Origin of the sequence: Natrononativus amylolyticus (assembly GCF_024362525.1) — an archaeon.
Taxonomy (GTDB): Archaea; Halobacteriota; Halobacteria; order Halobacteriales; family Natrialbaceae; genus Natrononativus; species Natrononativus amylolyticus.
In genome coordinates this window covers 647,657-667,019 of sequence record NZ_CP101458.1, presented here as the reverse complement: position 1 = coordinate 667,019, position 19,363 = coordinate 647,657, and the positions used below count along the sequence as shown (strand labels likewise).

The following is a 19,363-nucleotide window of genomic DNA, read 5'->3' as shown; positions in this document are numbered from 1 at the left end:
GGTGTTGTCTGGTTGTGTATGCCCTTTGTAGATTTCGAGATGGGCTGACTCTCTTACTGGTAATCGACCTCTCCTTCACCCTCGCCGATCCAGCCGCCGCGGTCCGGTTCGCGCGACTCGAGGGGGTCGATGTCCTTGTACCACGGTACCGCCTTCAGCTGCTCTTTGTTGTACACCAGATCGTGTTTGGTGTCGCCGGTGAACTCGAAGTTCTGGGTGAGCAAGATCGCGTCGACGGGGCAGACCTCCTCACAGAGCCGGCAGTAGATGCACTGTCCGATGTGGAGGTTGTACTGTTCGCCCTGACGCTGGTCGTCGGTGACGATCTGGATCGTGTCGTTCGGACAGACGTTCTCGCACTGACGACACCAGATGCACCGCTCCTGGCTGAACTTGTGGACGCCGCGAAAGCGCGGCGATACTTCGGGAGCGACGTCCGGGTACTCGACCGTGAACGTGTTCCCGTCCAGTGCGTGTTTCATCGTCGTCGCCATGGATTTGAGCAGTCCGATCATGCCTGAATCAGCCCCACGATAACCGCAGTGAGCACGAGATTGGCGAACGAAAGGACGAGCATGCCCTTCCAGCCGATCTCGATGAGTTGGTCGATACGAACCCGTGGCAACGCAGAGCGCAGCCACTGGGTGAGGAAGAACACCGCCCAGATCTTCACGAGGAACCAGACGATGCCGATCTCCTCCGGCCCCGGCCCCGCCGGGCCGCCGAGGAAGATCGTCGCGATGATCGCCCCGCCGAGGAAGATGTGCAGGAACTCCCCGAGGTAGATCAACACGAAGTAGACGCTCGAGTACTCCGTCTGGTACCCCGCGACGATCTCCGTCGGCGCCTCGGGCGTGTCGAAGGGGTTCCGGCCGATTTCGGCGAAGTTCGCCGTCAGGAACAACACGAACGCGAACGGGTTGACGATCGCGTACCACGACGGGATCGCGACCGCGCCGAAGTCGATCAGCGGCTCGGCCTGCGCTTCGACGATCGTACTCATCTGCAGCGAACCGGTGAAGATCACCACGGACATCCCGGTGACGACCAGCGGGATCTCGTAGGCGACGTTCTGTGCGACCGCGCGCAGCCCGCCCAGCAGCGAGTACTTGTTCGCGGAGGCGTAGCCGGCCATCACGAGTCCGATGCTTGCGATGCCGGAGACGGCGAAGACGTACGCCAGTCCGACCTCGGGGTCGGCGAGCTGGACGCCGCTTCCCATCGGGATCACCGCGAAGCCGAGCATCGCCGACGAGGCGACGACGATCGGCGCGAGGTCGTACGCCGGTCGGTCGACCGCCTCGGGAATGATGTTCTCCTTCGAGAGCAGGCGGACGGCGTCGGCCACGATGATCAGCAGGCCGAACGGTCCGACGCGGTTGACCGCGATTCGATCGGTGAACGCGGCGGTAATCTTTCGTTTCGCCCACGGACCGGCGACGCCGGTCATCGCGAGCATCAGGTTGCCGACGATGAACGCCGCGATGAACGTCGCGATCAGTTCGCCGGCTATGCCGAGTTCGCCGAGACCGGTGAGGTCGGCGATCCGCTCCGGAAACAGCGGTTCGCCGACCTGGAGAGGCGCCGTGACCGAACTCATCGATCCACCTCTCCGAGCACGATGTCCAGGCTGCCGAGCGAGGCGATCAGGTCAGGGATGTACTCGCCCTTCGTCATCTCCTCGAGCGTGTGTAAGTTGTGGAAACACGGACTCCGGATCTTGAACCGTCCCGGCTTGTCCGTGCCGTCAGAGCGGATGTAGATCCCGAGTTCACCTTTCGCACCCTCGACGGCGCGGTACACCTCGGTGTCGGCCTCGGGCTTGAGCGTCCGGGGGACGTTCGACTGAATCTGGCGGTCGTCCTCGGGCCACTCCTCGAGGAGGTCGATACACTGCTCGATGATCTTCGCGGACTCCTCGACTTCCTGCATGCGTACGAGCACGCGCGAGTAGTTGTCCATCCCGTCCTCGGTGATGACGTCCCACTCTAAGTTCTCGTAGTAGCCGTAGGGGTCGTCCCGGCGCAGGTCGTAGTCGACGCCCGAGCCGCGGGCGACGGGACCGCTGCAGCCGTACTGTTTTGCGATCTCGGGCTCGAGGATACCGGTGTCGACACACCGGATCTGGAAGATCTCGTTGCCCGTGACGAGGTCGTCGTACTCCGCGAGCTTGTGCGGGAGGTCGTCGAGGAAGTCCCGCGTCTTCTCGAAGAACTCCTCGCGGGGCTCCGGAAGGTCCCAGGCGACCCCGCCCAGCCGGAAGTAGTTGAACATCAGCCGCTGGCCGGTCAGATCCTCTAAGATGTCCTGGACGACCTCGCGGTCGCGGAACGCGTACTGGAAGACGGCGGTGAAGTCGCCGAAGACGTCGAGACAGAACGTCCCGAGCGCGAGCATGTGCGAGGCGATCCGGCACAGCTCCGCGCCCATCGTCCGAATGACCTGGGCGTACTCGGGAACCTCGATATCCGCGAGGTCCTCCGCCGCGCGGGCGTACGCCCACTCGTTGAGCAGCCCCGCCGAGACGTAGTCCCAGCGGTCGGGGTAGGGCATGATCTGGTGGCGGTAGGTTCCCTGCTGGCACATCTGCTCCTCACAGCGGTGGAGGTAGCCGATGTCGGGTTCGACGTCCGCGACGGTCTCGCCGTCGAGGACGGTCTTGACGTGCAAGACGCCGTGGGTCGCCGGGTGGTGCGGGCCGATGTTCAGGAACATCGTGTCCGATTCGGTGTCCCTGTGGTCTTCCTGGAGCGGGTTCGCGTGTTCCGACAGCGTGACCAGCTGTGGCTTGCTCTGGTCGAAATCGAGCGAGAGCGGGTGGCCCTGCCAGGTCTCCGGCAGCAGAATGCGGCGGGGATCGGGATGCCCCTCGTAGTCGATGCCGACGAGGTCGAACGCCTCACGCTCGTGCCAGTCGGCGGTCCGGTAGACGGGTTCGGCGGACTCGCTGACGGGATCGTCGACCGACGTCGGCACGACGACGCTCACCTCCTGGGTCGGGTCGTCGTACTTCTTCAGGTGGTAGACCGACTCGTACCGGTCGGGGTACTGCTGTGCGGTGAGACACGAGAGGTGATCGAAGCCGGCCTCGTCTCGCAGATCGAAGAGGACGTCCTGAACGGCGTCGGGACGGATGACGAAGCCGGGGGCGTTCTTGTGATCGTCACGCGCGAGCGCGCGGTCGCCGATCAGCGCCTCGAGTTCGTCTTCGGTGGTCCGATCGGCCACCGGTTCGAGTTCCGTGCTCATGGTGAATCAGCCCAGTTGTACCGCATGACGAGGTCGTCCTCGTCGATCTGGTCGGCGAGCTTCTGTACCAGCTCGTCCCGTGGCAGGTCGCCGAACTGCTCGAGTTCGTACGGCTTGACGACGACGGGCGAGGTCTCGCCGTTGGCGACGCGCTCCTGGAGCTTGGCGACGCCGTAGATGAGCGCCTCCGGTCGGGGCGGGCAGCCAGGAACGTGGATGTCGACGGGGATGATCTCTTCTGCGCCCTTGACGACGTTGTACCCCTCCTGGAAGGGGCCGCCGGAGATCGTACACGACCCCATCCCGATGACGAACTTGGGCTCGGGCATCTGGTCGTAGACGCGCTTCATCCGCGGGCCGAACTTCGAGACGATGGTTCCGGGAACGATGATCACGTCCGCCTGCCTGGGCGAGGCACGCGGAACGCCGGCACCGAAGCGGTCCAGGTCGTGCTTGATCGCGTAGGTGTGGATCATCTCGATGCTGCAGCAGGCGATTCCGAACTGCAGCATGAACATCGACGAGCCGCGGACCCAGTTCATGAACTGGTCGAACTTCGTGAGGATGAACGGTGACGAGCCGAACGCCTCCCGGAGCTTCGAGTTGAACCGATCGTCGACACCCTCTCCCATCCGCGCGTCGCGCGTGTCTGTCACCGGTGCGGTGCTGTCGTAGATGTCTTGGCGTGGTTTGTCGCTACTCATGGTCGATCGACCTCAGATCGGGGTTCGACCTGGCGGGGGCTTCGAGCCCACTGTACTGCGCCGTTGCGCCACGCCCACGCGAGTCCGACGAGGAGGATGGCGACGAACACCAGCATCGGTCCGAGCGCCTCGAGGAGCCCGTACTCCTCCGCGGCGAGCGCGTCGGTGTAGACGATCGCCCACGGGAACAGCAGGACGGTCTCGATGTCGAAGACCAGGAAAAGAAGCGCAACCATGTAGTACTGGGTGTTAAACCGGATGCGCGTCCCGCCGGTCGGCACCTCGCCACTCTCGTAGGTGGCACGTTTACTCGTCTCGGGTACACTCGGACGCAGGAGATACGACACCGCCATCATGCCGAGCGGAATCAGTAGCCCCACGAGCGCCAGCGCCCCGATGGCTATCCATTGGTTCATCTCCGTAACGTGCGGGGCTTGGAAACGCACCCATATAAGGGTTGATTCTTTGTTTTTCGCCCGATACCGACCGACAGCGTCCCCCTCGGACCCGATACTCCGGACAGTGTCCGTCTCACGTCTCAGCTGTGACAGTCACCGGCGCTGATCGCTCCGCCGGCTGATGGTAATACGGTCTTACCCGCAGCCGCCGCGACAGCGGAGAGGTCACGCGGATCGAGAACAGCGCCCGTCCGTGCTGGGACGTCGATACCGCGGCGATGAACTCGTCGTAACTGTCGCCGTTACGAACGGTTTGCGATCGCTGCGGGACGTTACCGCGACAGGTAGGCGGTCGTTCCGCCGTCGTGGAGTTCGCGGGAGACGGTTCCGACGTCCGCCCGCAGCGACTCGTGGTACTCGAGCAGCCGCTCGCGCAGCGTCTCGTGCTGGCGGGCGAGGATCTGGACCGCCGAGAGCGCCGCGTTGAACGACTTGCCGGCGTCGACGGCGACCAGCGGCGCGCCCGCAGGCATCCCGATGACGCTGTCGACGGACTTCTCCTGGACGGGAACGCCGATGACGGGTAGCGGGTAGGCGATCGAAGCGGTCATGTTCGGCAAGTCCGCGGACTTGCCGCCGGCGCCGGCGATGAGCACCTCGAGGCCGCGATCCTCGGCCGTCTCGGCGTAGGCGCTCATCAGGTCGGGCGTCCGGTGGGCGGAGGTGACGTACGTCTCGAAGGTAAAGCGCGCCTCGGGCGGGTTCTCGAAGTCCGTCTGCTCCTCGAAGCCGAGTTCGTCGACCAGCGCGTCGTAGGCGCCGGGACGACTGCCACCGGTCATCATCGTCTCGAGGTCGGAGTCGCTTCCCATCACGATCCCGACGTCGGGCGTCTCTGCCGCCGGTCGGTCGAGTTCGGCCTCCGCGCGAAGTCTGTCTATCAGGTCGGTAACCGGGTCCGCGGTCATGGCTGCGAGTTCTGCGGCGGAGACAAAGAAACGGTCGGGTTCGGCGGCGGTCGCTGCCGTTACGCGCCGTCGACGCCGGTGAACTCGAATCGCGCACCGCCCGCGTCGCTCCTGGTCAGCGAGACGTCCCAGTCGTGGGCCGTCGCGATCCCCCTGACGATCGAGAGTCCGAGCCCCGTTCCCTGGTCGGACTCGGTCGTCCCGGGCTCGAACACCCTCTCGCCGAGTTCCGCGGGGACGCCGGGACCGTCGTCCTCGACGTAAAACCCCGATGCGCCGCCGTCGAGCGGGCCGACGCGAACCGTCGGCTCCTCGCCGGCGTGGTCGACCGCGTTTCGAAACAGGTTCTCGAGGATCTGACGGAGTCGGTTCGGGTCCGCGACGACCTCTCGGTCTGTGACTTCGAGGGTCGCCTCGCCGGTGTCGACGGTACCCCAGGCGTCTCGCGCGACGGCGGCGAGCGAGGCCGGCTCGAGGGCGCCGACGTCCCGGCCCTCCCGGGCGAGCCACAGCAGGTCGTCGATGATGGTCTCCATCCGGTCGTGGGCGTCTGCGACGTGACCGAGGGCCTCGAGATCGGCGTCGATCGCCTCGCGGGCCAGGCCGAGCTGGAGCTGTGCCACCGTCAGCGGGTTCCGGAGGTCGTGGCTGACGACGGCCGTGAGCCGCTCGAGGCGCTCGGTTTTACGCCGAAGCCGCTCCCTGGTGTGTCGCTCCTCGAGTTCGTAACTCACCCAGCGAGTGAGCAGTTCGACCGCGGTCCGCTCGGGGCCGGTAAACGGCTCGGTCTGCGGGTCGGTGTCGGCGAAACAGAGGGTCCCGTATAGTGCGCCGTCGACGGTCACCCTCCCGCCGATGTAACAGCCGAGGTCGAACGCCTCGTAGGCCGGGTCGCCCTCCCAGCCGGCCGCGAGGGCGTCGTGAACGCCGAGCAGGCCGTCGGTTTCGATCGTCTTCCGACAGTACGCCTCGGAGAGCGGATACTGCGAGCCGTTCTGTAACAGTTCGTGGTCGCCGACGGCGACCTCGACCGTCTGTGTTCCGTCTTCGATTCGGGTCAGAAAGCCCAGTTCGACGCCGAGGTACTCCGACCCGAACGAGAGCAGGTGCTCGAGTTTCTCCTCGAACTCGAGGTCCGCGTCCGAACTCACCTCGTACAGCGAGCCGTAAAACGCCGCCCACGACCGACTGCCGCGCCGACGAGGCCGCGACGCTTCGCTCGCACGAGCCGACCCGACCGCGCGGCGGACCCGCGCTTCGAGGAGACCCGGATTCCGATCCAGCGTCTCGTCGCGCAGACATTCGGTGACGCCGGCTTCGAGCGCCCGCGCCTCGAGGTCGACCGACCCACCGACGACGATGACCGGAAGCGTCGGGTGCGCCTCGAGCAACGCCTCGACCGCCTCGATCGAACCGTCGTTCGTTCCGTCGACGACGGCGCAGTCCGCGTCGAGGGCGTCCCGGCGCATCCGCTCGCGGTCGGCAACCGGCGACAGCGAGAACTCGTCCGATTCGAACGCCGCCGGCTCCCGCCCGCCGAGCGTCTCGTCCGGGGTGAGACAGAGTGCGCGAACCGACCCCCCAGCAGCGCGCTCTCGATATGATCCGTTCACTCGTCGAGCACACGGGACCGGCGGGGCAAAATAGTTGCTGTATTGGCAGCTGAAACCGGCTACTCGAACGTCACCGCATCCCGGAGGCGTCGCGCCGTCTCGAGGAGGTCCTCGGCTTCGTCTGTCTCGTCACCCGCAACGGTCACGTGGCCCAGTTTCCGGAGCGGTCGCGCCTCGCGCTTGCCGTACCAGTGGAGGTGTGCGCCCGCGGTCTCGAGTATCCGATCGACGTTTCGAAGCGCCGCGGGCCGGTTCTCCGCGCCGTCGCCGAGCAGGTTCGTCGACACCGTCGGTCCCCGCAGGACGGTCGAGCCGAGGGGCCACCCCAGGACGGCGCGGGCGTGCTGTTCGAACTGCGAACACTGCGCGCCCTCGATCGTCCAGTGGCCCGAGTTGTGCGGGCGCGGGGCGATCTCGTTGACCAGAATCGGCCCGTCAGCCGCCGACTCCCCGCTCACCTCGAACAGCTCGATCCCGTAGACGCCCCGTCCCGCCATCAGCTCGAGGACGTCCGTCGCGACCTCGCGGGCGCGCCCCTCGACGGCGGGGCTCGAGCGCGCCGGCACGATCGTCTCCCGCAGGATCTCGTCTTCGTGAACGTTCTCCCCGACCGGAAACGTCGCCGTCTCGCCGTCGCCTTTGACCGCGATCACCGACACCTCGCGTTCGAACTCCACGAACGCTTCGACCATGGCGGGGCCGGCGACGGCCTCGAGCGCCTCGTCCGCCTCGGCCGTCGACTCGACGGGGACGTTCCCCCGGCCGTCGTACCCGCCGGTTCGGGCCTTCAGCATCACCGGCGCGCCGTAGTCGTCGATCGCCGCCCGCACGTCGTCGGCGTCCTCGACCGCCCGAAACGGCGGGACGGGGATCCCTGCCTCCTCGAGCGCCTCCTTCTGGACCAGCTTGTCGTGGATCAGCCGCAGCGTCTCCGGTCGGGGGTGAACCGGCGTGCCCGACCGGTCGCTCGCGCGCTCGAGGAGGTCCTGGTCAGCGAGTTCGATCTCGAAGGTGAGCACGTCGGCCCGCGCGGCGAGTTCGCGGACCCCCGCCTCGTCGTCGAAGTCGCCGACGATCTGGTCGCTGGCGACCGGCGCGGCCGGACAGTCGGGCGTCGGATCGAGGACGACTACGTCGACCCCCAGCGGCGCGGCCGCCTCCGCGAGCATTCGTCCGAGCTGTCCCCCGCCGACGACGCCGAGCGTCGGCCCCGGCGTTCGTAGCGTCGTCATTTGGCGGCGGTTCTCGCCGATCGCGCTTAAAATCGACGGAACGCGTCGTTTCGTCGGACGGACGACTCGAGCGAACCGTTCACGAACGCTCTCACGCTGACAGAGCCGACCTCGTACCGGTGGCCGGTGATGCGGTCGGTTTCCGCTACTACTCCGCAGGAAGCGACACCCCCGTTCGGGTTCCGAATACGTCATTCGGCCGTGGCTCGGCGGACGAACGCGACGGAGTTGACCAGCAGGACCGCGAGGAGGTAGTAGAACCCCAGCAAGCCGGCCAGAAACGCGATCTCAGAGACGAACGGAACGGGAGCAAGCAGTTCGGAGAGACGGAGCGGTTCGAAAACGAGTAGCCCGACGATTGCAACCGGGAGATAGACGAGCAGGATAAAGGGCCGTTCCAGGACGGAGATTGCGCTCTCCGGAAGGAAACCGGAGGGGAGCACCGAAAGAACGGCCAATCCGAGCGGAAGCGCCACGAGCAGGCCGAATACGCGGACGACGCGACGGGTAGTGAACTGGACCCGTGAGCTCGCGTCGGTTTCCATGGCTGAACGAACGAGATGGTAGACCATACATATTTCTGCAGCCGAAGGAGTTCCGCGTGCGATCACTCTCGCACGGAACCACGAAGTAGGAGCGGTATCGAGCAATGTGCTCACCAAAGTTCGCACATAACGGTACCTCTTTGACCCAGCCAATCCACCGCTCGAGCATGACCGCGCTCGGACTGGTGGTCGCGGAGTTCAACCGCCCGATCACCGAGCAGATGGAAGAGGCCGCCCTCGAGGTCGCCGAAAGCGCGGGCGTGGAGGTTTACGAAACCGTCCGCGTCCCCGGCGTCTACGACGCGCCGCTCGCGGCCGACCGGCTGGCTCGCGTGAATGAAGTCGACTGCGTCGTCGTGATCGGCGCGGTGATCACCGGTGACACGGATCACGACCAGGTGATCACTGACGCCGCCGCGGCGCGGCTGTCTGACGTGAGCCTCGAGCGCGACACGCCGGTGACCCTCGGCGTCACCGGCCCCGGCATGTCCGCCGCGGAGGCCCGCGAACGCGTCGACAACGCCGCGAAGGCCGTCGACGGCGCGCTCAGCCTCGTCGAATCGCTCCCGGAGCCCTGAGAACACCGATACAACAATGACTATGCACTTCACCGACCGCGTTACCAGCGTCGAACCGTCCGCAACGCTCGCCATCTCCGCGCTCGCCTCCGAACTCGAGGCCGAGGGCGAAGACGTCGTCGACCTCTCCGTCGGCGAACCCGACTTCCCGACCCCCGAGAACGTCGTCGAAGCCGCCGAGGCGTCGATGGAGGCCGGCGACACCGGCTACACCACCTCGAAGGGCATCCCGGAGCTCCGAGAAGCCATCGCCCGGACGCTCCAGGGCGACGGCCTCGAGTGGGAGGCCGACAACGTGATCGTCACCCCCGGCGGCAAGCAGGCGCTGTACGAGGTGATCCACGCGCTGATTCAGGAGGGAGACGAGGTCGTCCTCCTCGACCCCGCCTGGGTTTCCTACGAGGCGATGGTGACGATGGCGGGCGGCTCGCTCTCGCGGGTCGACCTCTCGCCGTACGACTTCCAGCTCGAGCCCGGCCTCGACGACCTCGCCGACGCCGTCTCCGACGACACCGACCTCCTGATCGTCAACTCGCCGTCGAACCCGACCGGCGCGGTCTACTCCGAGGCGGCCCTCGAGGGCGTCCGGGATCTGGCCGTCGAGCACGATTTCACCGTCATTTCCGACGAGATCTACAAGGAGATCACCTACGGCGTCGAGCCGACGAGCCTCGGTACCCTGGAAGGGATGGCAGAGCGAACCGTCACCGTCAACGGCTTCTCGAAGGCGTACTCGATGACCGGCTGGCGGCTCGGTTACCTCGCCGGCCCCCAGGAACTGATCGAGCAGGCCGGCAAGCTCCACAGCCACTCCGTCTCTTGTGCCGTGAATTTCGTCCAGCACGCCGGGGTCGAGGCCCTCGAGAACACCGACGATGCGGTCGCGGAGATGGTCGGCGCCTTCGAGGCCCGGCGCGACCTCGTCGCCGACCTGCTCGCCGAGGAGGGTGTCGACGTCGCGGTTCCCGACGGGGCGTTCTACATGATGCTGCCCACGAGCGAGGCGCCACGCGCCTCGGAGAGCGGCGACGAGCCGCGAGTGGACGACCAGGCGTGGTGTGAGGGCGCACTCGAGGACGCCCACGTCGCCACGGTTCCGGGGAGCGCGTTCGGGACGCCCGGCTACGCGCGGATCTCCTACGCGGCGAGCGAGGAGCGGCTGCGGGAGGGGATCGAGCGGCTGGTTGGCGAGGGCTACCTGTAGTCGGCCGCCCCGCGTTTCTACCGCCGTCGAAACCGGCAGCGACGGCTTCGAGGCGTGCGTTTAACACCCGGCTGTGTGAGTGATAGCCATGGACGGGAACGACCGGGCCATCACGCGCTTTACGATGGTCGGTCACGCCATGTTTCACGGCTACGAGATGGCGATTCCGCTGTTCGTCGTGGTCTGGCTCGTCGCCTTCGACGCCTCCGCCGCGCTCATCGGAACCGTCGTCGCGGTCGGCTACGCGCTGATCGGCGTCGGCGCCGTCCCGAGCGGCGTTCTCTCCGATAGCTACGGTTCCAAGACGCTCGTCACCGGCTCGATCCTCGGAATGGGCGCCGGATTCCTGCTGTTGAGCCTCGCGACGAGCGTCTGGCTGGTCGCCGTCGCGCTGGTCGTCTGGGGGGCCGCCGCCAGCGTCTACCATCCGGCGGCGCTCTCGTTGCTCACGCGGGGGACCCACGGTACGGGAACCGCCCTCGCCTACCACGGCGCCGCCGGCAACGTCGGCACCGCCCTCGGCCCGTTCGTCGCCGCCGTCTTGCTGACGTTCCTCGAGTGGCAACTCGTCGCCGCGCTCCTCGCGGTTCCTGCGGTCGCCGCGGCCGCCTACGCGCAGGTCGCCTCGTTCGACGAGACCGCGGGCGTCGACGGCGAGGGAACGGTCGCGGCCGACGGCGGGATGTCCCCCCTCGAGTTCCTCGCCCAGTCGAAGCTGCTGTTTGCGAGCGGGTTCGTGGTCGTCTTCGTCATCGCGATGTTCGGCGGCATCTACTACCGGGGGATCTTCACCTTCCTGCCGGACGTCCTCGGTCAACTCGGCGTCTTCGAGGCCGTAGTCGTCGGCGGCGAGGAGTTCGATCCGAGCCAGTACCTCTACGCCGGCCTGTTGATGATCGGCGCGTTCGGCCAGCTCGCGGGCGGCAAGCTCAGCGACCGCGTCACCCCCGAGTACGCGATCATCGGCGCGTTCGCCGCCCAGGTCGCCGTCTCGCTGGCGTTCGTCCCGGCCGCGGCGCTCGGAACCGCCACCTTCCTGCTCGCCTGCGCCGCCCTCGGCTTCTTCGTCTACCTCTACGCGCCCATCGTGCAGGCGCTCGTGGGCGAAACCGTCCCGGCGGACGTCCACGGCCTCTCCTTCGGGTACGTCTACCTCGGCGTGTTCGGCGTCGGCGCCGCGGGTGCCTCGATCGCGGGGATCGTCTACACCTACGGCGACGTCGAACACGTCTTCGTCGTCCTCGCGGCGTTTCCCGCGGCGGCGCTGTTGCTGGCGGGGTATCTGGCGCTGCGACTCGAGCGGTAGTCTGGCAGTCCGCGTTCAACAGCGCCGCTCGAGAATTCGATCCACGATCAACCGCGTCGACAGCAGTTCGTCCTCGTAGCGGGGCTCTCTGCCCGACGCCCGATGAACCTCGCAGTCGATCCCCCGGCGCTCGAGTTCGGCCTCGATCGCCGCGTCGTCGTGGTGCTGGTCGTGGCCGAGCGCGATCACGTCGGGATCGATCTCCTCGATCGGGACGAAGATGTCCTCCTCGTGGCCCAGGACCGCCTCGTCGACACAGTCGAGGGCGGCGACGACGTCCCGGCGCTGTTCGCCACAGCAGATCGGTGCCGCCTTGTGATCGACGTTGGTCCGCCGGGCGACGATGACGTAGAGTTCGTCGCCCATCGCCGCCGCCTCCTCGAGGTAGTGGACGTGGCCCGGGTGGAGGATGTCGAACGTTCCCTGTGCGATCACCGTCGTCGTCATGCGGTCGTCCCCGTCGCAGTCATAGTGGTATTCGAGCGCCTCGGCGCTGCCGTCGTCTCCCGCCGACGGCTCATCGCCGCCCCCGTCGCAGGTCGTCGTCGATGTCCGCCTGGGTGAAGTCGAAGAACTCCTCGGAGTCGGGTAAGTCGACGTCGAGGACGTCGAGGCCGGTCAGGTGGCCCTCGGAGTCGAACGCCTTCCAGTCGTTCCAGCCGTAGGGCGCGCCGATGATGATGTGAACGCTGCCGCGGCCGAACGTGCTCAGATCGGCGGCGCTCGGGCTGATCACGCCGTTCGGGTGAGAGTGGACGCTGCCCAGCGCCCGTACGTCGTTGGGAATCTGGCTCGTCCGGACCGTCGCGCTCACGCTGTTCGCCTCGGTTCCCGGAACGACGAGCACGTCGGTGATGACGAGTCCGTCGCGCTCGAGACCCAGCTCGTGGGCCTCCGTGCCGCGGAGAAAGCCCATGTACTCGTTGGGGTGGCTGGCCTCCGAGGACTCGAGGGCGAACTCGAGGGTGTCCCCGGCGATGCCGAGGATCTCGCTCGAGCGAAACAGCGAGTCGAACAACCCCATACCCTCCCCTGCGGGCTTGGCGTTGCTAAACGTTCCGGAAGGCCGCGGTGATCACGTCTTGGCAAGGGTTATACGCCCCCATCTCAAAGGACGGTCCAAGATGACACGTGAGCCCGCCGGCGACGCCGGCGCGGACGACGGGGATTCCGTCGTCTACGATCTTGCTTCCGACTGCACGGCAGACGATCTCGAAACCGGGCGCCCCTATCTCGCCGAAATCAACGGCATCGTCGACTACGGCGTCTTCGTCGACCTCTCCGACGACGTCTCCGGACTCGTTCACGAGTCCGTCCTCGAGGGCACCTTCCGGGTCGGCGAGGAACTCGTCGTCGAACTCGAGACCGTTCGTGACAACGGCGATCTGGCGTTCGAACCCGTCGACGTCGAGGAGTACGAACTCGAGGACGTCACCCACGAGTACGCCCTGACCGGCACCGGCCGCCTCGATGCCAACGTCGGCGAACAGATCCACCTCGAGGGCGAGGTCGTCCAGGTCAAACAGACCGGCGGGCCGACGATCTTCCACGTCGCCGACGAGGACGGCGTCGTTCCCTGCGCCGCGTTCGAGGAGGCAGGGGTTCGCGCCTACCCGGCCGTCGACGTCGGCGACATCGTTCGCGTCACCGGCACCCCCGAGCGCCGCGAGGGCACCGTCCAGATCGAAGTCGACGGCCTCTCGGCGCTCGACGGCGAGACGGAAGCCGAGGCCCGCGACCGACTCGAGGCCGCCCTCGAGGAGCGCGCCAAGCCCCACGACGTCGAGCCGCTGATCGACTGGCCCGCCTTCGAGAAGCTACGCCCGAACTTAGAGGAGGTCGCCACCCTGCTCCGACGCACCGTGCTCGAGGGGCGTCCGATCCGCGTTCGCCACCACGCCGACGGTGACGGGATGTGCGCCGCGGTGCCGGTCCAGTTGGCCCTCGAGCGCTTCATCGCCGAGGTCCACGAGGACGACGACGCCCCCCGCCACCTGATCAAGCGCCTGCCCGCGAAGGCGCCGTTCTACGAGATGGAAGACGCCACGCGAGACCTCAACTTCGCGCTCGAGGACCGGGAGAAACACGGCCAGCAGCTCCCCCTCCTGCTCATGCTCGACAACGGCTCGACTGCGGAGGACGTCCCTGCCTACGAGACGCTGGCCCACTACGACATCCCGATCGTCGCCGTCGACCACCACCATCCCGATCCCGAGGCCGTCGAGCACCTCCTCGACGCCCACGTCAACCCGTACCTCCACGACGAGGACTACCGGATCACCACGGGGATGCTCTGTGTCGAACTCGCGCGGATGATCGACCCCGACCTCGGCGAGGAACTTCGACACATCCCCGCCGTCGCCGGGCTCGCCGACCGCTCGAAAGCCGACGCGATGAGCCAGTACCTCGAGCTCGCCGCCGAGGAGGCCTACGACGAGGAACGCCTGCAGGACGTCAGCGAGGCGCTCGACTACGCCGCCCACTGGCTGCGCTACAACTCCGGCGACCAGCTGATTCAGGACCTGCTGGAACTCGGGGGGGTCGAGGAGGCCCATCACCGCGAACTGGTCTCCTTTTTCGCCGACCGCGCCCGCGCCGACGTCGACGACCAGCTCGAAGCGGCGATGCCCCACGTCGAACACGAAGTGCTCGAGAGCGACGCCCACCTCTACCGAATCGACGTCGAAAACCACGCCCACCGCTTTACCTACCCTGCGCCGGGGAAGACCACCGGCGAGATCCACGACCGCAAGATCCAGGAAACCGGCGATCCGGTTATCACGGTCGGCTACGGCCCTGACTTCGCCGTACTCCGGAGCGACGGGGTTCGACTCGACATCCCGCGGATGGTTTCGGAACTCGAGGAGGAGATCCCCGGCGGCGGCGTCTCCGGCGGCGGCCACCTCGTCGTCGGCTCGATCAAGTTCGTCAAGGGAAAGCGCGAGGAGGTCATCGACGCATTGGTCGAGAAGATGGCGGCGGCCGATCTCGACGAGGAGCTCTCGAGTGCGACCCCGCTCGAGAACTGAGTTCGAAGCGGATCCGCTTTCGTCCGGCGTACCCCACGCCGAGTAACGCGACCGCGACGATGCCGAGCAGTTCGACCGGCACCAGCCACGTCTCGCCGGACCAGTCGTCCTCGAACACCGCCGCGTAGTACGCCGCGGCCTCCTCCCCGTGGAGTACGAGGAGCACCTCGCGGTTGTTCTGCAGGGAGTTGTTGTTCCAGTTCGCACTGCCGACGACGGCGGTCTCCCCGTCGACGACGAGCCCTTTCGCGTGGATTTTCTCGAACCGGTCTCCGGAGTCGACGAGGGCCACCTCGAGTGGCAGGTCGTCGTTCGCGGCGGCGGTCTCGAGGTCGTCGGCCAGCGCCTCGTTGTCGTCCTCGACGTACCACGTCGAGTCCAGCAGGATCCGCACCTCGACCCCGCGGTGGGCGGCGTCGACCGCGGCCTCGAGCAGCGAGACCTCGTCTCCGATCCGCGGCTGTTTGATCAGGACGCGCTCGTCGGCCCCCTCGATGAGTTCGCCGAGTCGACTCTCGGCGTTGTCCGGCGCGAGCAGCAGTTCGACGCCGTCGACGGAGACGGATTCGGGTCCGTGCTCTCGGGGGAACGCTCCCGTCGACGGCTCGTCCTCGACGAACGTCGCTTCCGTTCGGTGGGCGGACCACGAACGGGTGTCCCACCCCTCGAAATCCGCCTCGAACACCGCCGCGAGATCGGCTGCTAGCGCCGGGTCCTCGAGGCGGACCCCCCAACCCCGGCTCGAGGCCCCGCCGACGCCCGACGGGCTCCAGTTCTCGGTCATCACCAGCAGCGTGTCGTCCGCGACGGCGTACTTCGGGTGGTGATAGCGGTACCTCGCTCCCTCGCCCCCGAGGACGCGAACGTCGACGCCCGCCCGTTCGAGGTCGTCGAGGCGGGTTTCGGTCGCGTCGGGCGTGCCACCGACCGGCCCGGCCTCGAGCAGAACGCTGACCTCGACGCCGCGGTCCGTCGCCGCCACGAGTTCCTCGGCCACCGCCTCTGAGGTGAACGTGTACCCCGCCAGCAGGATGCGGTCGTCTGCTGCCCGGAGGGTTTCGACGGGCACCTCGGGGCTGTCGGGCTGGACGAACGCGTCGGCGGTCGTCGCGTCGCCGGTCGAAACCGGGAGGCAGGTGGCGTCTCTCGGCCACCAGTCGCCGCTCGCACCCGTCGGGTAATCGCCGCCAGCCCGGTACCAGCGCTCGGCCAGCGGCGCCCTGTCGTAGGCGACGGCGTCGATCGGTTCGCCGTCGGCGCGGACCTCGATTCGGTCGCCGTCGGCCGCGAGTCGGAGGTGACCCTCGAGTTCGAGCACCGGCGCATCGGTGAGCGCGCGCGTTCGCTCCGGGCTCATGCTGACGGCCGTGCGTCCGGAAACCGTCGCGTTCGGAAGCGCAGCGGTCGTGTGGCCGTCCGTCACGGTCCAGTTGTCGACGGACGTGTTCGGCGGCGTCTCGAGGACGAAGTACTCCCCGTCGTTACCCGGAATCGTCGGGTTCGGATACAGCTCGACGATTCGGGGCTGCGTGCCAGGGTCCGCGGACTGGCCGTCGGCCGCGCGGGTCGGACACTCGGGGTCGTCTGGCGGCTGGTCGGCCGCGAGCGCCGCTGCGGGCGGGAAGACCGCGACCGCACACACCGCGAGGAGAACGATCGTCCCGAGTCCGACGCGCATAGCCCGGCCTGGGGGCGCGATGGTACTTAAAGAACGGACGGGGTACGGGGCCGTGAGTCGGTGTCTGGCTGACGGCTCAGGTGGCGGGCTCGAGGTCCGCCTTCTCCGCCTCCGCCTGGACGAGATACGCGCGGTCGTCGGCGTACTCCGCGACGGCCTCGAGGGCCTGTTCGGTGCCGATCTGGTTGAGCGCTCGGGCGGCACTCGCCCGAACGGTGTCTTCCTCGTCGTCGGCGAGGACGTCCGCGAGCGGCTCGATCGCGCGGGTGTCGCCGATCAGGCCGAGGGCGCCGGCGGCCGCGCTGCGAACGTCGTCGTTCTCCGCGACCAGCTTGTTGGCGATCGGCTGGACGGCGTCGGTGGCGCCCATCTCGCCGAGGGCTTTGAACGTCGCCTGCTGGAGCAGCGGGTCCTTGTCGGCGTCGACGTAGTCGAGCAGCGTCTCGATCGCCTCCTCGTTGGGCTCGCCGATCTTGCCGAGGATCGCGATCGCGTCCTTGTCGCGCTTGCCCGCCCGCCCGAGCATCGCCTCGGTGGCCTCGACGGGCCCCATCCGGGTGAGCGCCTCGAGGGCGTGTTCCTCCATGAAGTCCGAGTCGAACGTCTCGAGGGCGAGCAACACCATCTCGACGTTCCCCTGTTTCTCGTGGACCTTGAGCGCGTGCCACTCCGGCGGGTAGTCCTTGACGTGTTCCAGCACGTCGTAGTATCCCTGTGCGCGAAGCTGTTCGCGCACGGAGAGGTCGTCCCAGGTCTGGGCGTCCTCGACGCCCGTAGTGAGCGCGTCGGCGGCCTCGAGCAGTTCGGCGATCGTCTCGGCGTCCGCGTCCGGGTCCAGATCGACGGCCTCGATCTCCGCGGCGACGTCCTCGAGGGTCGCGGTCAGGCGGGTCGGGACGTCCTCGCCGACGGAGAGCGACAGTCCGGTCCCGAGGATCTCGTTTACGTCCGCGACGAACGTCTCGACGGTCTCGAGCAGCTCCGCTTCGCCCTGCTCGGTCCAGCGCGTCTCCGCGATCTCCTCGATCGCGTCGTCGATCTCCGCGACGACGTCCGCGGCGTAGGGGCCGCGCGAGTCCTCGAGGGTCGTCTCGAGGTCCTCGAGTCCCGACTCGAACTCGCCGGCGGGGTCCTCGTCGTCGTCGTCGGGTTCGGGGAACTCCGCCCCCTCGAAGTCCGCTCGCAGGGTCTCGAGTTCGGCCTCGATGGCGTCGAGGTCGGCTTCCGTCTCGGCTCCCTCGAGATTGGTGCCGATGCCCTCGAGGCGTTCGTTCAGCCCGTCGACGGTGATCTCCTCGGGCTCGTCGGCTCCCGATTCCTCTGCCTCGGCAGTTTCCGGGGCGTCCTCGTCACTCATGGCGTCACCCGGCGGAGAGCCGCCGTCGTTCTCGCGGCCGCGACCGGAGCCGTGGCCGTCGCCGTAGCCGTGTTCATACGAACCCGTCGTGCCAGGACGCTCCTAAGCGTTTCCATACACGTCGGCCTCGACCGGCTCGGCGGGCTCTCGCCAGTAGAACCAGGGGCTCAGCGTCATGTACGCGATTCCGAGGGTCAACAGCGCGTACGGGAACGTCCGCCCGGCGAATGACGGGATGAGTATCGCGAGAACGTGAACGACGCCCATGATGAGCGCGTCGCGGGCGAGCAGGTCGGGGTATCGGATCCTCGACACCATCAGGTAACAGAACGCGCCCGTGACGGCGAGGACGAGCCACGGGCTCGAGACGGGGTCGCCCGCGAGGATCGTCGCGCCGATGATCGTCGCCGCGAGCGTCGTCTGAATCCCCTCCGTGTAGTCGTCGGCCGTGTCGTAGGCGGTGTACATGCCGAGCCGAGCGACCGCCATCGCGACGAACAGCGCACAGACCGCGACCACGACCCCGAGTTCGAGGGTCACCGTCTCGAGGCTCACCCCGAGCCCCTCGGAGACGACGACGAACGCGAGCACCGCGGGCGCGATGGCGAAGGAGGCGACGTCGGCGAGCGAGTCGAGGTACGGCCCGGCGGGGGTGCCGCCGTACCGGCGGGCGAGGATCCCGTCGAGCCCGTCGGCGACCGCCGCGAGCAGGATGAGCCGCGCCGCGATGTCGATGTCGACGAAGGCGACGACGACGGCGACGAACCCGAGGGCGGCGTTGGCGATCGTCACCGCGTCGGCGACGCCGAGGCGCCCCACGAACCGGGGAAGCATACTCGCCGAATCGACGGGGGGCGACCTTACGTGTTTTCGTTTCGACGACGATTCGAGACTCGACCGCTCCACCGGTGACGTTCTCGATGGGGCCGGCCACCGGCGCCGGTTGCGCCGAACCGGGTGCCGGCCAGGGAACCGCGGTCGTTATATCTCGCCCCTCCTAACGCCCGCGTATGAACCGGCGCGTCTACCTCGCGGCTGCCGGAAGCGCCGTCTGTACGGGACTCGCGGGCTGTCTCGTCGTCGGCGACGCCACCGACCAGCTCTTCGGCGGTGCGGAGTACGACATCGGGATGAGCCGCAACGAGTTCCTCCCCGACGAGTACGAGGCGTCGGTCGGCGAGACCGTCGTCTGGAAGAACACGAGCGAGGCCGACCACACGGTGACCGCTCTCGAGCGATCGCTTCCGGAGGGTGCCGACTACTTCGCGACCGGTGACTTCGAGGACGAGGAGACGGCGATCGACGCCTGGTACGAGCACCGCGGCGGGCGCCTCGGTACGCGAGAGACGTACGAACACACCTTCGAGGTTCCCGGAAGCTACGACTACATCTGCGAGCCACACGTCAGGGGCGGGATGGTCGGTCGGGTCGTCGTCACGGAGTGAGCGCCGCCGTTCTGGTATCCAGCCCTCGAGCGCCGCTGCTCTCCGTGACTGTCGCGG

The 19,363-nt window shown here is 67.5% G+C and carries 19 protein-coding genes; 5 read left to right on the top strand and 14 right to left on the bottom strand.

Annotated features, from left to right (window positions below):
* Positions 1 to 53 precede the first annotated feature (53 nt).
* The 9 genes from NMQ11_RS03375 to NMQ11_RS03335 form a co-directional block, all read right to left on the bottom strand.
* A complete protein-coding gene (locus tag NMQ11_RS03375) occupies positions 54 to 515 on the bottom strand; it encodes a NuoI/complex I 23 kDa subunit family protein (protein WP_255169984.1) in 462 nt (153 codons plus the stop codon).
* Positions 512 to 1,600, bottom strand: coding sequence for a complex I subunit 1/NuoH family protein (locus NMQ11_RS03370; protein ID WP_255169983.1), 1,089 nt, complete (start codon positions 1,598 to 1,600; stop codon positions 512 to 514). Before NMQ11_RS03370 ends, NMQ11_RS03375 begins: the two co-directional genes overlap by 4 nt.
* Positions 1,597 to 3,249: an NADH-quinone oxidoreductase subunit D gene (locus NMQ11_RS03365; RefSeq protein WP_255169982.1), complete on the bottom strand. Its 1,653-nt coding sequence runs from the start codon at positions 3,247 to 3,249 to the stop codon at positions 1,597 to 1,599. The genes NMQ11_RS03370 and NMQ11_RS03365 overlap by 4 nt, the downstream gene beginning before the upstream one ends.
* On the bottom strand, positions 3,246 to 3,953 hold the full coding sequence (locus NMQ11_RS03360) for an NADH-quinone oxidoreductase subunit B (RefSeq protein ID WP_255169981.1): 708 nt from the start codon (positions 3,951 to 3,953) through the stop codon (positions 3,246 to 3,248). Before NMQ11_RS03360 ends, NMQ11_RS03365 begins: the two co-directional genes overlap by 4 nt.
* Entirely contained in the window at positions 3,950 to 4,369 is a 420-nt protein-coding gene (locus tag NMQ11_RS03355) for an NADH-quinone oxidoreductase subunit A (protein WP_255169980.1), read from the bottom strand. Before NMQ11_RS03355 ends, NMQ11_RS03360 begins: the two co-directional genes overlap by 4 nt.
* Positions 4,370 to 4,683: 314 nt before the next feature.
* Complete coding sequence (locus tag NMQ11_RS03350) at positions 4,684 to 5,319, bottom strand: AIR carboxylase family protein (RefSeq protein WP_255169979.1); 636 nt, start codon at positions 5,317 to 5,319, stop codon at positions 4,684 to 4,686.
* Positions 5,320 to 5,378: 59 nt separating this feature from the next.
* Complete coding sequence (locus tag NMQ11_RS03345) at positions 5,379 to 6,932, bottom strand: sensor histidine kinase (protein ID WP_255169978.1); 1,554 nt, start codon at positions 6,930 to 6,932, stop codon at positions 5,379 to 5,381.
* Between the two features lie 59 nt (positions 6,933 to 6,991).
* Positions 6,992 to 8,164 (bottom strand): 5-(carboxyamino)imidazole ribonucleotide synthase, encoded by a 1,173-nt coding sequence (locus NMQ11_RS03340; RefSeq protein ID WP_255169977.1) that lies wholly within the window; start codon positions 8,162 to 8,164, stop codon positions 6,992 to 6,994.
* A gap of 191 nt (positions 8,165 to 8,355) precedes the next feature.
* On the bottom strand, positions 8,356 to 8,709 hold the full coding sequence (locus tag NMQ11_RS03335) for a hypothetical protein (RefSeq protein ID WP_255169976.1): 354 nt from the start codon (positions 8,707 to 8,709) through the stop codon (positions 8,356 to 8,358).
* Positions 8,710 to 8,876: 167 nt separating this feature from the next.
* Between NMQ11_RS03335 and ribH the strand changes: the two genes are divergently transcribed.
* The 3 genes from ribH to NMQ11_RS03320 all read left to right on the top strand — a co-directional run bounded on the left by ribH (position 8,877) and on the right by NMQ11_RS03320 (position 11,797).
* A complete protein-coding gene (ribH, locus tag NMQ11_RS03330; protein ID WP_255169975.1) occupies positions 8,877 to 9,287 on the top strand; it encodes a 6,7-dimethyl-8-ribityllumazine synthase in 411 nt (136 codons plus the stop codon).
* Positions 9,288 to 9,303: 16 nt separating this feature from the next.
* Positions 9,304 to 10,491 (top strand): pyridoxal phosphate-dependent aminotransferase, encoded by a 1,188-nt coding sequence (locus NMQ11_RS03325; protein WP_255169974.1) that lies wholly within the window; start codon positions 9,304 to 9,306, stop codon positions 10,489 to 10,491.
* Positions 10,492 to 10,579: 88 nt separating this feature from the next.
* Positions 10,580 to 11,797: an MFS transporter gene (locus NMQ11_RS03320; RefSeq protein ID WP_255169973.1), complete on the top strand. Its 1,218-nt coding sequence runs from the start codon at positions 10,580 to 10,582 to the stop codon at positions 11,795 to 11,797.
* 15 nt (positions 11,798 to 11,812) lie between these two features.
* Here the strand turns inward: NMQ11_RS03320 and NMQ11_RS03315 are convergent, their stop codons facing one another.
* Together NMQ11_RS03315 and NMQ11_RS03310 are read right to left on the bottom strand one after the other, a co-directional pair.
* Positions 11,813 to 12,244, bottom strand: coding sequence for an FAD synthase family protein (locus NMQ11_RS03315; protein ID WP_255169972.1), 432 nt, complete (start codon positions 12,242 to 12,244; stop codon positions 11,813 to 11,815).
* Between the two features lie 70 nt (positions 12,245 to 12,314).
* Positions 12,315 to 12,821, bottom strand: coding sequence for a Mov34/MPN/PAD-1 family protein (locus NMQ11_RS03310; RefSeq protein ID WP_255169971.1), 507 nt, complete (start codon positions 12,819 to 12,821; stop codon positions 12,315 to 12,317).
* A 100-nt stretch (positions 12,822 to 12,921) separates the two neighbouring features.
* Here NMQ11_RS03310 and han point away from each other — a divergent pair, with 100 nt between their 5' ends.
* A complete protein-coding gene (gene han, locus NMQ11_RS03305; RefSeq protein ID WP_255169970.1) occupies positions 12,922 to 14,826 on the top strand; it encodes a Hef-associated nuclease in 1,905 nt (634 codons plus the stop codon).
* Here the strand turns inward: han and NMQ11_RS03300 are convergent.
* The 3 genes from NMQ11_RS03300 to NMQ11_RS03290 form a co-directional block, all read right to left on the bottom strand.
* The gene (locus tag NMQ11_RS03300; protein ID WP_255169969.1) at positions 14,747 to 16,504 is read right to left on the bottom strand and encodes a phospholipase D-like domain-containing protein; all 1,758 of its coding nucleotides are present in this window, start codon (positions 16,502 to 16,504) and stop codon (positions 14,747 to 14,749) included. The two genes, han and NMQ11_RS03300, sit on opposite strands and share 80 nt — an antisense overlap.
* A gap of 76 nt (positions 16,505 to 16,580) precedes the next feature.
* Positions 16,581 to 17,861 (bottom strand): HEAT repeat domain-containing protein, encoded by a 1,281-nt coding sequence (locus NMQ11_RS03295; RefSeq protein ID WP_255169968.1) that lies wholly within the window; start codon positions 17,859 to 17,861, stop codon positions 16,581 to 16,583.
* A 102-nt stretch (positions 17,862 to 17,963) separates the two neighbouring features.
* Positions 17,964 to 18,695, bottom strand: coding sequence for a protein sorting system archaetidylserine synthase (locus NMQ11_RS03290; protein ID WP_255169967.1), 732 nt, complete (start codon positions 18,693 to 18,695; stop codon positions 17,964 to 17,966).
* A 176-nt stretch (positions 18,696 to 18,871) separates the two neighbouring features.
* On the opposite strand from NMQ11_RS03290, the gene NMQ11_RS03285 reads away from it, so the two are divergent.
* The gene (locus NMQ11_RS03285) at positions 18,872 to 19,306 is read left to right on the top strand and encodes a cupredoxin domain-containing protein (RefSeq protein ID WP_255169966.1); all 435 of its coding nucleotides are present in this window, start codon (positions 18,872 to 18,874) and stop codon (positions 19,304 to 19,306) included.
* Positions 19,307 to 19,363 lie beyond the last annotated feature (57 nt).